Source organism: Cochlodiniinecator piscidefendens, from assembly GCF_011326755.1.
GTDB lineage: Bacteria > Pseudomonadota > Alphaproteobacteria > Rhodobacterales > Rhodobacteraceae > Cochlodiniinecator > Cochlodiniinecator piscidefendens.
In genome coordinates this window covers 570399-582612 of record NZ_JAAOIE010000002.1, presented here as the reverse complement: position 1 = coordinate 582612, position 12214 = coordinate 570399, and the positions used below count along the sequence as shown (strand labels likewise).

At 51.8% G+C, this 12214-nt stretch carries 13 protein-coding genes and 1 other RNA gene; 5 read left to right on the top strand and 9 right to left on the bottom strand.

Annotated elements, in window-relative coordinates:
* Nucleotides 1-2: 2 nt before the first annotated feature.
* From recR to G9C99_RS07560, 4 genes are all read right to left on the bottom strand, one after another.
* Complete coding sequence (gene recR, locus G9C99_RS07575; protein ID WP_166416835.1) at nucleotides 3-602, bottom strand: recombination mediator RecR; 600 nt, start codon at nucleotides 600-602, stop codon at nucleotides 3-5.
* A gap of 3 nt (nucleotides 603-605) precedes the next feature.
* On the bottom strand, nucleotides 606-950 hold the full coding sequence (locus tag G9C99_RS07570) for a YbaB/EbfC family nucleoid-associated protein (protein WP_166416834.1): 345 nt from the start codon (nucleotides 948-950) through the stop codon (nucleotides 606-608).
* 62 nt (nucleotides 951-1012) lie between these two features.
* Nucleotides 1013-1537, bottom strand: a complete 525-nt coding sequence (locus G9C99_RS07565) for a GNAT family N-acetyltransferase (RefSeq protein WP_166416833.1) — start codon at nucleotides 1535-1537, stop codon at nucleotides 1013-1015.
* Nucleotides 1524-3290 (bottom strand): DNA polymerase III subunit gamma/tau, encoded by a 1767-nt coding sequence (locus G9C99_RS07560; RefSeq protein ID WP_166416832.1) that lies wholly within the window; start codon nucleotides 3288-3290, stop codon nucleotides 1524-1526. The genes G9C99_RS07565 and G9C99_RS07560 overlap by 14 nt, the downstream gene beginning before the upstream one ends.
* A gap of 205 nt (nucleotides 3291-3495) precedes the next feature.
* On the opposite strand from G9C99_RS07560, the gene G9C99_RS07555 reads away from it, so the two are divergent.
* Nucleotides 3496-5013: an ankyrin repeat domain-containing protein gene (locus G9C99_RS07555; protein ID WP_168713264.1), complete on the top strand. Its 1518-nt coding sequence runs from the start codon at nucleotides 3496-3498 to the stop codon at nucleotides 5011-5013.
* Nucleotides 5010-5495, top strand: coding sequence for a phosphatase domain-containing putative toxin (locus tag G9C99_RS07550; RefSeq protein ID WP_166416831.1), 486 nt, complete (start codon nucleotides 5010-5012; stop codon nucleotides 5493-5495). Before G9C99_RS07555 ends, G9C99_RS07550 begins: the two co-directional genes overlap by 4 nt.
* A gap of 139 nt (nucleotides 5496-5634) precedes the next feature.
* Here the strand turns inward: G9C99_RS07550 and G9C99_RS07545 are convergent, their stop codons facing one another.
* From G9C99_RS07545 to G9C99_RS07530, 4 genes are all read right to left on the bottom strand, one after another.
* Nucleotides 5635-6213 carry a hypothetical protein gene (locus G9C99_RS07545; protein WP_166416830.1) on the bottom strand — a complete coding sequence of 193 codons (579 nt, stop codon included), beginning with the start codon at nucleotides 6211-6213 and terminating at the stop codon, nucleotides 5635-5637.
* 221 nt (nucleotides 6214-6434) lie between these two features.
* An RNA gene (gene ffs / locus G9C99_RS07540) (signal recognition particle sRNA small type) lies at nucleotides 6435-6533 on the bottom strand.
* Between the two features lie 50 nt (nucleotides 6534-6583).
* Nucleotides 6584-6922, bottom strand: a complete 339-nt coding sequence (locus tag G9C99_RS07535) for a hypothetical protein (RefSeq protein WP_166416829.1) — start codon at nucleotides 6920-6922, stop codon at nucleotides 6584-6586.
* A gap of 79 nt (nucleotides 6923-7001) precedes the next feature.
* Nucleotides 7002-8906, bottom strand: a complete 1905-nt coding sequence (locus tag G9C99_RS07530) for a bifunctional 2',3'-cyclic-nucleotide 2'-phosphodiesterase/3'-nucleotidase (RefSeq protein ID WP_166416828.1) — start codon at nucleotides 8904-8906, stop codon at nucleotides 7002-7004.
* A 262-nt stretch (nucleotides 8907-9168) separates the two neighbouring features.
* Here G9C99_RS07530 and nudC point away from each other — a divergent pair, with 262 nt between their 5' ends.
* Both nudC and G9C99_RS07520 read left to right on the top strand, forming a co-directional pair.
* On the top strand, nucleotides 9169-10137 hold the full coding sequence (gene nudC, locus G9C99_RS07525) for an NAD(+) diphosphatase (RefSeq protein ID WP_166416827.1): 969 nt from the start codon (nucleotides 9169-9171) through the stop codon (nucleotides 10135-10137).
* A gap of 37 nt (nucleotides 10138-10174) precedes the next feature.
* A complete protein-coding gene (locus G9C99_RS07520; RefSeq protein WP_166416826.1) occupies nucleotides 10175-10630 on the top strand; it encodes an SRPBCC family protein in 456 nt (151 codons plus the stop codon).
* 15 nt (nucleotides 10631-10645) lie between these two features.
* Here the strand turns inward: G9C99_RS07520 and G9C99_RS07515 are convergent, their stop codons facing one another.
* On the bottom strand, nucleotides 10646-11476 hold the full coding sequence (locus G9C99_RS07515; protein ID WP_166416825.1) for a prephenate dehydratase: 831 nt from the start codon (nucleotides 11474-11476) through the stop codon (nucleotides 10646-10648).
* A 119-nt stretch (nucleotides 11477-11595) separates the two neighbouring features.
* On the opposite strand from G9C99_RS07515, the gene G9C99_RS07510 reads away from it, so the two are divergent.
* Nucleotides 11596-12117 (top strand): c-type cytochrome, encoded by a 522-nt coding sequence (locus G9C99_RS07510; protein ID WP_166416824.1) that lies wholly within the window; start codon nucleotides 11596-11598, stop codon nucleotides 12115-12117.
* Nucleotides 12118-12214: the final 97 nt, after the last annotated feature.

Sequence of the window (12214 nt, the reverse complement as noted above, 5' to 3'; positions counted from 1 at the left end):
GATTAAAGTGATTTACGGGCCTTTAGGGCGGCGGAAATGGTGCCGTCGTCTAGATAATCTAGTTCCCCGCCGATGGGCACACCTTGGGCAAGAGAGGTCATGCGCACGCCTGAGTTTTCAAGTTGATCAGCGATGTAATGGACTGTGGTTTGCCCATCAATCGTAGCATTTAAGGCAAGGATCACTTCGGAAATACCATCGGAAGCGATGCGCGACATCAGCTTTGGAATGCGCAGCTCATCCGGCCCCACGGCATCAAGCGCGGATAGCGTGCCGCCGAGAACGTGATAACGTCCTTGAAACACCTGTGCGCGCTCCATCGCCCAGAGATCAGCAACGTCTTCGACCACGCAGATTTCGCCATTGGCGCGTTTTGGGTCACTGCAAATGGCACAAGTGTCGGCAGTGCCGATATTGCCGCATTCCACGCATTCACGTGCCGTCGCGGCGACGGTTTGCATTGCATCGGCCATTGGCGATAGCAAGGCACCGCGCTTTTTCACCAGATGCAATACCGCGCGACGGGCAGAGCGCGGGCCAAGGCCCGGCAGTTTTGCCATGAGGTCAATCAGGACTTCGATATCGCGCGGCGCTTGGGTCATGGATTAGAACGGCAGATTCATATCAGCCGGCAGACCCATGCTTTCGGTGAGGCTTTGCATCTCACGTTGACTGCGATCTGCTGCCTTTGCTTGGGCATCTTTCACTGCAGCAAGGATCAAATCTTCGACCACTTCTTTCTCGTCTGCATGAAAAATGGATGGGTCGATATCAAGGGCTGTCAATTCGCCTTTGGCGGTTGCTGTCGCTTTGACGAGGCCGGCACCGCTTTCACCGATGACGGTGATGCTGTTTAGGCTGTCTTGCATTTCGGCCATCTTGCCTTGCAGTTCTTGCGCTTGTTTCATCATCTTGGCCATGTCGCCAAGCTGTCCCAGTCCTTTGAGCATTGGGGTCTCCTTTAAAATCTGTTGTGTCTTAGATACGGGCGCAAGGGCCGCGCTACAAGAGGTCAGAGTGGCATTTGCCAGAACTGGCAACGTTCATATTGATCACGGGCTGGGGCGTAGACGTCGGCCTCATGGCTAGGTGCAAACCCCAGTTTTTCAAGCAAAGCGTGGGAGGCGTTGTTTTTCAGCTGTGCCCCTGCGATCAGAAGTTTGAGGTCGGGATCGTCACGCATCACATCAATGACGGCTGTTGCTGCCTCAGACAGGTAACCTTTGCGCTGAAATGCGTTGCCGATCCAATAGCCGATTTCAGCAGCGCGGCCTGAGCGTTCTGTTTTTATACAGCCGATGACAGTGTCACTGTCCGCAAGCGTGATCACCGCGTAAAACGTATAAGGATTGATGGACTTTTCGATCATCTCAGCAGCGGCGGCTGCGGTGATTGGAAAGGGCCAGCTGGCCACCCATTTGCTGATGTCTTCGGACATGAGATCAGACAAGGCGCCAGCGTCAGCCGGTGAAATTGGGCGTAGGCGCAGGCGTTCAGTTGTCAGGTGTTCGTGCGGGAAGGGGTTAGTCTTGTTCAAAGGGGTCCCATTCATCTTCGACTTCCGGCAGCGCTTCTATCGCGGCTTCGGTTTGGATTTCTTCGTTCGAGCGAATATCGCTGATCCGCGCTGATGGAAAGGCGGCCAATGCGGCCTGAACCAAAGGGTGCGCGCGGGCTTGTTCTTTGAGCGCTTCGCCGGCAGCATCGCGGGTTTGGGCGATGGTATCGGCGCCCCCTTCGGCCACGATGGAAATGGCCCACCGTGCACCTGTCCAGCTTTGCAAACGTGCGCCAAGGCGCTGCGCAAGGTCTCGGGGTGCAGAGGAGGAGGGTTCAAATTCAATGCGACCGGGGCTGTAGCTGACAAGTTTGATGCCAGTTTCAACGTCGATCAATAGTTTTGCGTCGCGATAAGATCGGATGAGTTCAACCACGTGGTCAAACCGGGCGTACCGGGCGAGGGCATCTTCGCGCTGAACAGCGAGTGCCATGGTCGCGCCACTACCGGATGGCGCGGTGGACTGGGGCGTGCTGATAGCGTTGCCAGCCATGGGGGCATTATTGTTTTGTCCAGCATATCCACCGCTTGGACCAGATGGGCCATTATTTGGTGGGGGCGGTGGTGGTGTGTCTTTGAGTTTACGAACCAATTCTTCAGGTGAGGGGAGGTCAGCAACATGGGTGAGGCGGATCACAGCCATTTCAGCCGCCATCATCGCATTGGGGGCCATTGCGACCTCTTCCAACGCTTTCAATAGCATCTGCCACATACGCGTCATGACGCGCATCGGCAGTTTTTCAGCCATGGCCTGACCGCGAGCGCGTTCATCGGGGGAAACGGTGGGGTCTTCGGCGGCTTCTGGGGTGATTTTAACAACAGATACCCAATGAGTGATTTCCGCCAAATCCCGCAATACGGCCATCGGATCAGCGCCATCAGCGTATTGGCCCGACAATTCAGTCAGGGCCGCAGCGGCATCGCCACGCATGATCATGTCAAACAGATCAAGCACCCGTCCGCGATCAGCAAGGCCGAGCATCGCGCGCACTTGGTCCACCGTGGTTTCGCCCGCGCCATGCGAAATGGCCTGATCCAGCAAAGAGGTCGCATCGCGCGCCGACCCTTCGGCGGCACGAGTGATCAGCGCGAGCGCGTCATCGGTGATTTCAGCGTTTTCCGAGCCAGCAATTTTTTGCAACAGAGCAATCATCACTTCGGGTTCAATGCGACGCAGGTCAAAGCGTTGGCACCGCGACAGCACGGTTACCGGGACTTTGCGAATTTCGGTGGTGGCAAAGATGAATTTGACATGGGCTGGGGGTTCTTCCAGCGTTTTGAGCAGCGCATTGAACGCACTGGTCGACAGCATGTGAACCTCATCGATGATGTAAATCTTATAACGGGCTGAGGCAGCGCGATAATGAACAGAATCAATGATTTCGCGAATGTCACCCACACCTGTGCGCGATGCGGCATCCATTTCCATCACGTCAACGTGGCGGCCTTCCATGATGCCCACACAATGTTCACAGGTGCCGCAAGGGTCTGTCGTTGGTCCGCCTTGGCCGTCTGCACCGATACAGTTCATGCCCTTTGCAATAATGCGCGCGGTGGTGGTTTTGCCGGTGCCGCGAATACCAGTCATGACAAATGCTTGCGCAATGCGGTCAGCTTCAAACGCATTTTTCAGGGTGCGCACCATCGCATCCTGACCCACCAGATCGGCAAAGGTTTCCGGGCGGTATTTGCGGGCGAGAACCTGATAGCCGGAATCGTTTGTGTCAGTCATGAATGCCTCTGAGCTGTCTGTCAGCGCCAGAGTAAGGGGAGAGTTGCCTAACGTCCAGCGATGGGTTAGCATTTTCTGGAAGGGCCATTGGGGTGGCCTCCTGGTCTGCGGAAAATCGCATCGATCCCCATCATCAAATAGGCCGTGATTTCCGGTTTTTCTTGCGCCCGATAGCAGACCAAGGGCAAATCTCAGGAGAAACCCCATGTCCCAGTTGGTGACTTTATCCCTAGAACATTTGCGCCGCGATGCGAAAAAACTCCGCAAAGATTATAAACTTCAGGATGATCGTGCGCTGTATCGCGTTCGGATGCATCCGCCGCGGGCCGACGGCGAACCGCTTAAATACGCGGATTTTTTGCACGTGGTGGCGCAGGAAAACAGTTTTGGCAGTTGGCCGCAGTTGAAGTTTGCAGTCGAAAGCCAAGGGATGGACCGCGCATCCAAGCAGCAACGCCTAAAAATTGCATTGTTTCATGGTCAAAACAGCATCGTTGAGCGCCTGCTCGCTGATACGCCCGATCTGGCCCAAGGTGTTTTGGGGTTGGAAATCGCACTTTATGATGTTGCAGCTGTGAGGGGTGCCTTAGCGCAAGACCCAACCGCAGCGGTGCGGTTGTTGGGGCCACGTCGCCCAATGCTGCATCTGGCGTTTTCGCGCTACATTCATCTGCGTCCTGATTTGGCCGATGATATGTTGGAAATTGCGGAGCTGCTTGTGGCGCATGGGGCAGATGTGGACGATGTCATGGTGCAGCCGGGGCCGTCTGACGAACACGGATTGTCTGCGCTTTATGGGGCGTTGGGGCACGCCAACAATATGATTTTAGCCCAGTGGTTATTGGATCAGGGGGCCAACCCTAACGACAATGAATCCTTGTATCATTCGACAGAGCTTGGGCATCACGATGGCTTAAAGATGTTATTAAAGCATGGCGCAAAACCTGCGGGAACAAATGCGCTACTGCGGGCGATGGATTTTCACGATTTGGGCGCGGTGCAGCTTTTGCTTGAGGCGGGGGCGGACCCAAATGAATTTGCGGCTGATCCGGTTGGGGGGGAATTGCCGTGGGTTATTCCGGCGCTACATCAGGCTGCGCGCCGTATGTGTGACGGTGATATGGTGACATTGCTGATGAACAATGAGGCCGATCCGAACCGTCGCTATCAGGGTGTCACGGCCTATGCTTATGCTCGGGTGTTTGGGAATATTGCTGTGGCTGAAGCGATCAGGGCCAACGGTGTGGATTGTGATCTGTCGGAAGTCGAGCAGCATTTAGTATCTGCTGTGGATGAATCGGTTGAGGTAAATGCCTTACGTGATGTTGCCCTTCCTGATGCGTTCAAAGATATTTTGCGCCAAATGGCAGGAATGCCGGGGCGCGTGGATCGGGTAAAACATCTGGTTGCGCTGGGGTTGGATTTCGATGCTCCCGATACAGAGGGATTAACGCCCGTGCAGGTCGCTGGTTGGGAAGGGTTGCCAGAAATGATGGGCTACCTTTTGTCTTTGGACCCTGACTTGGCCCATGTGAATAACTTTGGCGGTGATCTATTGTCTACGATTGTGCATGGGTCCGAAAATTGCCCGTCACGCCAAGATCGGAAACATGTGGCATGTGCCGAATTGGCGCTACGTGCTGGGGCAATGATGATGCCACGATTGGCTGAGATGGCGGGTGACGACGAAATGGCAGAATTTTTGGGAAGTTGGACGGGATGAGCTTTGAGATAACGACACTTTCGGCGGGCGGGGGCGCATTAGGTATTTGCCCCTGCCCGGGGAAATTTGGCCAGTATGCGCAGGACTTTGATCAGATTCGGGAATGGCAACCGAGTCTGGTTTTGAGCATGACCGAAACTCAGGAGTTTACCCGAGTAGGGGCCGATACGTTCCCACAAGATTTAAGCAATGCTGGAATTGATTGGCGGCATTTGCCCATCGTTGATTTTGGTGCACCGAATGCTGCGATCGTCGCTAAATGGCTGGAGGTTTCACCCTATGCAAAGAAAACATTGTCGGATGGAGGACGTGTCCTAGTCCACTGCATGGGGGGATGTGGGCGCTCGGGGATGGTGCTTTTGCGGTTGATGGTCGAATTGGGGGAATCCCCAGAGATTGCATTGAAGCGCCTGCGCGCGGTCCGACCGTGCGCGGTTGAAACAGAAGGTCAATATGCCTGGGCCTCTGAGGTATGGGGTTGAAGGAGAAGGAGCTTCCTGAAAGCCGAAAGAGAAAGGAGGCTGAGAAATGTTTGTGGAGGGTCAGGAGTGGCAAGCAAGACCTATGGATGCTGCCTAATTTTTCAATGAACAATCGACTGTGAAATATGTTGTACTGAGATTAGTTGCATATTTTCATATTTGCCGATGTGATAGCTGTAAAATCGAACGGCAAAGATTGATGCGATAATTCTAGGGCGAAGATTGCTTCGCTCGCTTGGGCCATTTGCAAACACTCAAATAGGTCGAAGGGTTCAAATAAGACTGCGTGAATATCAGTATCAGCTTCGTCGAATTCTGTTCGCGCCAAATCGACGATTAAGTTCCGTTCCGTTTCCGTTAGGGTAAGGCAAATTGCCAAGTCGTATTGCGCGCGTGCCAGAGCTATATATGAGGGAGTATGATTTTCTTCGTCATAGAAGCCTACGAAGGACGTTGTATAGTCTCCAAATGCAATTGTTGCCGTAGCGAACTTATTATATGCTTCGGTGGTGACGGGATCAATCTCTGGGACAATTTCGAGCAAATCGTACGCAGCCCAAGCGTCTGGGGTTAATTCTTCAATTCTAGCCCATTCTGCGTTGCAGTGGTGTGCGGCGATTGCGGGGAACGAAGCATTTCTGGGCAGTTCAGCTGCGGACGGGGTGTTAAATACAAAAGTAAGTAGCACCGCTGTGAATAAAATTTGTGCCAATGTCATCTTTTAGTGCCATTTGGGGTGAGAAACTTTTCTGTTATACACATTCCCGGTCCCATTCACATGTCTTCGATGTAGTCGCAGATGCTTGTCATGTACAGCAGCCTGCGTTCTCGTCTTCGGGCAGCGATACATAAAAAAATTGCGTAAATTTCAACCAAGGCGTTGGCCTGATTTGGGAACCGCCCATCGATATTGCGTTAGCAACCGATTGCAGGGCGTAAGGGTGAGAGGCTGGACATCGACCCAAGCGGGGCTCGTTGTGGCTGCTTCCTTCCGGATCTGACCAGGTTGGCGAGGCGCTCGCCCGCGCCAACCTCTCAAGCTCTATTTAGGGGAGCCGTTGATGTATTGCAAGGGTGAGTCTGCCCCGTTATGGCGCGGTGCACCACATTTTAAATCGTGTGCTCAGGCAGTTCATACCACCACCAAAGCCAGACACCTGAACACGCTTTGCAATGTATAGGTCACTGAAAGCAAACCGCAGACCAAGTTGAACAGCGTCATAGCATTGATCCGGTGTGGCGCGGCACAAAGCAAGCAAAGCGGTTTCACCCGCATTTAGATCATCTGGTGTCCGTGAGAGAACGACGTCTTCGACAAATACATCGCGAAACTGTTCTTGGGCTACAGTGTCCGATGGGTTTGTAAGGTACAGCAGGCCCGCCCCACCAATGAGGCTTGAGAAAATGATTTTGCGAAAAAAGCCCATGGCGCGTTCCCTTTTGATTTCAGAATAGGCCTAAACCAATCTGACAAACAAGAATGAGGGGAAATTCCGATGGGAAAGATCACAATTTGATCTTAAATCGCGCAAAGCCGTCTTCGGTGTTCCCATCAGGTGTGATGTTCATATGATCGATGTCCCCGAGGAAGGTATGTGCCGCCGGACTGGTATCAAAGAGTACGGTCGTGTCCGGCATCGGTGCAAAAGACCAATTGCGATCGGTATTTGGATGAATGACGTCATGTTCTAAGATGTAACGTGCAATCACGTCGCGATTGGTATCCGGGCCTTCAAAGACAGTGTTATCAGTAAATGCCCCAGGGAAGTCACCACCGCCGCTCGCGCGGTAGCTGTTTGTAGCAATGATAAATTTTTGATCTGTGCGAACATCAACACCTTGATATTGCAATTGCGTAATGCGTCGGGCCTTTGGGTTCACCAAAACGCCTCTGGAGTCGAGACGAGAGGGCTGACTAAGGTCGATGGTGTAAGTTACACCCGACACCACATCAAAGTTATAGCTAGGAAAGTCAGGGTTCAGCAAAATCTGGTTTTGCTGTCCCGGATGGATTTGATTGAACTGCCCCGCAGATCGCTCTAGCCATTCTGTTAGCTCTAAACCGGTGATGCATAGTGCCCGAAATGTATTTGGGTAAAGATAGAGGTCGGCGATATTACGAATGGCCAAATCGCCCGCAGGAACATCCGTGTAATTGGTGGGGCCACCTCGGCCACCTGCTTTAAACGGAGCTGAAGCTGATAGAAGGGGGAGTTGATCGTACTCGCTATCCTCAAGCATCATCTTCAGATACCATAATTGTGCCGAAGAAACGAGTTGCTCAGAGGCATCGGGAGCTATCAGCGAAAAATAACTGTGCAGTGGTGTGGAGGTTTTTCCAACCCCCCGTCTGACATACTGAAGGGTTTCGGCATGCGCTTTCTGAACCGCAGAAAGAACAGGGCGCGAGCAATCAGAGAACTTTTCAGCCTTTTCTCGGTGAGGCGGCATTGGGCAGGTTTTGCTTTCATGAGCTATAACGCGCCATTGCCCGCCGCTTTGTTCAATCATCAGATCAATGAGGCCCAAGTGTGATCCCCAGAATCCACCCATTACGGCTGGCTTTCCCATCAAAGTGCCCTTTTGGGTGTCGACACCGATAAGACCGTCAAACGCTGGACCTGGGAAAAGCAAATGTTGGTGACCCGAAAGGATTGCATCGATTCCGTCAATGGCGGCTAGGGCGACCGAAGTGTTTTCTTGTCCCTCAAAAGTGTTAGCTTCGGCGATGCCAGAATGGTTCAGCGCGATAATTAGTTCTGCGCCACGCTCTTTCATTTCTGGAATATATGCCTGAGCGGCTTCTATAATGTCTCGGGTTTGAACATTGCCTTCTAAATGACGCCGATCCCAATTCATCACCAATGGCGGGACAAAGCCAATAACCCCAATCTTGATGTTGTGGTGTTGCCCAATCCCATCGATGACCACGCGGTTCAGGATTTTGTATGGGGGCACGAGAGGGGTATCATTTGTTGGTTCGTTTCGTTTTTCACGAACTACATTTGCGGAAACGACGGGAAACTCAGCACCTGCGAGGGATTTCAACAAAAAGCTTAGCCCGTAATTGAACTCATGATTGCCTATCGTTGCGGCATCAAACTCCATCGCATTCATCGCGGCTATAATAGGGTGAAGGTCGCCGTCGCGCATGCCACGTTCATAGGCAATGTAATCCCCCATGGGGCTACCCTGAAGAAAATCACCGTCATCGAAAAGCAAAGAATTGCTTGCATCACTGCGCAGATTTGAAACTAACGATGCGATACGCGCTAACCCAATCGAATCGTCAGGCCGATCTGTATAGTAATCATACGGCAACACGTGCACGTGCAAATCGGTGGTTTCGATTAGGCGCAAGTGGGCTTGGTCTTTGGCTGCATTGGCAGAAAAGGGATGCAGTGTAATCAAGGCGGCTCCTGCAGTGCCGACCTATAAACAGCGCCGGTACTCGGTATTGGTTATACGTTTTTCCACCCGCGACTTGTTAAAAAAACTACAAATACCAATACCGTAGGTCAGCCAGATGATGTTGATGAGACATTAACGGTGGTTTTTGCGGGTTGCTAGAGAAATAGATAATTTTTTGAATATTTATCCACCTTAGGTTGCAATGTTGCAAATTGCCATCTGTTTTTTCACATGCAACAAAGCCCGCAACAGGGAGTGCAAAATGAAAATTGCTGAACAGGTGACTTTTGGTGGGTCGGGTTTGGAACGACGGGCTGAATTGCGTGGGGATGTCGAAGCGATCAGCGCGTTGTGGTTGTCAGAGGGTGCGACTGTCTTACCAATTTGGCGCGGCAAGCCGTTGATTGCGGGGCATGCACGGGATGCGGCGGGTTTTTTACCAACACATACTGAGTGGTTGTCTGAGCGATTTTCGCAAGCGATCTACTTGGGGGATGATGGGGGCATAGCGCGATTTGCCGTTGATATTTCTGATTGGGAGCCTGAAGCACAAGATTTGTCTGATGTCGGGCAGTTTGTTGATCCGAGTGAGCAAAAACATCCAGATTGCCCACCGGAGCACCGATTTGTTGAATTGCGTAGTGTAATGACACATTTTTCAAGGCGTGACGGTGAGTTGCTTGTGACGGCAAAGGCTATGTTGGCTTGGCACAGCAGTCATGGGTTTTGTGCAAAATGCGGCCAGAAAAGCGAAATGGCTATGGCGGGATGGCAACGTAATTGCGAGGCATGTGGGACACCGCATTTTCCGCGTACCGACCCGGTGGTGATAATGCTGATCACGCATGGAAACAGCGTTTTGATGGGGCGCAGCCCAGGTTGGCCCGAAGGGATGTATTCTTTGTTGGCGGGATTCGTCGAACCGGGTGAAACGATAGAAGCTGCTGTTCGACGGGAAGTCGTTGAAGAGGCCGGTATCAATGTGGGTGCGGTTTCTTACTTATCTAGTCAGCCATGGCCATTCCCAAATTCTTTGATGTTTGGCTGCTGGGGAGAGGCATTGAATACAGAGATAACCATAGACCTTGAGGAAATTGAGGATGCGTTTTGGGTGACCCGTGAAGACATGATGACGGCTTTTGCGGGGGAGCATCCAAAGATGAAACCTGCAAGAGTAGGTTCAATTGCGCATTTTATTCTGTCTAATTGGCTTGCGGATCGTCTGAATTAAAGCAAAATAGCGCCAACTCAAAAAAACAGGCAGGGCTATGAAATTCTCAACACGCGAAGACATCCAAGCACCAATCCACGAAGTGTTTGCGGCTGTTTCAGATTTTCAGGCTTTTGAGCGTCTTGCATTAAGACGCGGGGCGACGGTGCATCCAAGAACATCTTTGGTCCAAGCCAATGCATTGAAGGGATGGGATCTGGGGTTCAAATTCCGGAGTAAGGATCGTCAGGTTGCAGCAGAATTGGTGCGTAATGAGGCGCCCAACGGTTTGGATATCATAACGATTTCAACTGGGCTGAGGGGCGAAGTGAATGTGGAATTGCTCGCGCTTGCTGCGAATAGAACGCGCTTATCGGTGACGACTGAGCTCAAACCGACATCGATCGGGGGGCGTCTTACGGTGCAATCTCTGAAACTGGTAAAATCTAATCTCACCCGGCGTTACAAAAAGCGAATCGCTGAATTTGCGGATGAGATTGAAAAGCGCCGTTAAGGCGCTTTTTCTTATTTAGCGCTTTGAAGCTGAGGGATAAACGCCCAATAACTTTACTTCTGAAGTGAAATAAGACAGCTCTTCCATTGCCAATTGTACGTTCCGGTCATCTGGATGGCCTTCGATTTCGGCAAAAAATTGAGTCGCAGTAAATGAGCCATCAACCATGTAACTTTCGAGTTTGATCATGTTGATGCCATTTGTGGCGAATCCCCCCATCGCTTTGTAGAGAGCAGCAGGGATGTTGCGAACCCGGAATACAAAGCTGGTGAGCATGGGCGAATCACCGCGGCGGGTCAGGTTAGGTTCACGCGACATGATAAGAAAACGAGTGGTGTTGTTGCCTTCGTCTTCTATATGACGCGCGAGCAAATCGAGCCCGTAGATCTCTCCTGCGAGTTCAGAAGCCAAAGCGGCCTGTGCTGGATTAGCGTCTTCGGAAACCTGTTTGGCAGATCCCGCAGTATCTGCGCCAACAACACGATGAATGCCATGTTTTCCTAGGAAGTTACGGCATTGGCCCAGTAAAACAGTATGGCTCATCGCTGATTGAATGTCGTCGATGGTTGTTCCTGGCACACCTAATAGGTTGATGTGAACGCGCACAAAAGCTTCATCAATTATGTGAAGGCCTGAACGTGGCAGCAGGCTATGAATATCGGCGACCCGACCATAGGTTGAATTCTCTACCGGTAGTGCTGCAAGTTCTGCTGCCCCGCTGCGAACAGCCTCTATCGCGTCTTCAAAAGTGCGGCAGGGTAAGGGCTCGAGATTCGGCCGCGCAATACGGCATGCTTCGTGGGAATAGGCACCTAGCTCCCCCTGAAATGCAATTTTTTCAGCCATTTTCCCTCTTTCTACTGGTATTTTTGCAAATTGGTCGATTGGTCGCGGTAACTACACCTTGCAGAAAGGCAATGGAAGCGGATAGATAGGCCGGAAAAACGAGCAACATGGGACGCGACATGTTCGACACTATGACATTTACAAAAATCCTAGGCGGCTTCTGTGGCGCCTTTCTGATCTTTCTATTGGCGAAGTGGGCATCTGACTCTCTTTACCATACGGCTGCTGCAGGTCACGGCGCAGAAGCGCACGACGCTTATGTGATCGAAGTTGCTGAAGCGGCTGATGCCGGTGCTGAAGAAGAAGGCCCAGACTTCGCTACCTTATTGGCATCTGCCGATATCGGCCGCGGCGAACGTGTGTTTCGCAAATGTAGCGCGTGTCACTCAATCGCTGAAGGTGAAAACGGCGTAGGTCCATCACTTTACAACATCGTTGATCGTGATATCGCTTCTGCAGAAGGTTTTGGTTTCTCAGGCACATTAGATGGTCTCGAAGGAAACTGGACGCCTGAGCAGTTGAATGCTTTCGTTGAAAGCCCACGCAACTTTGCGCCAGGCACAGCCATGAGCTTCAACGGTTTGAACAAAATCGAAGAGCGTGCAAATCTGATTGGATACTTGCAAACTCTGAGCAACTAAGTTCTTAGCGACAGATTATTCAAAGGCCTCCGCAGAAATGCGGGGGCCTTTTTCATTAATTATTCTTCAGAATGACGTGTTCACGGATAATCGACTT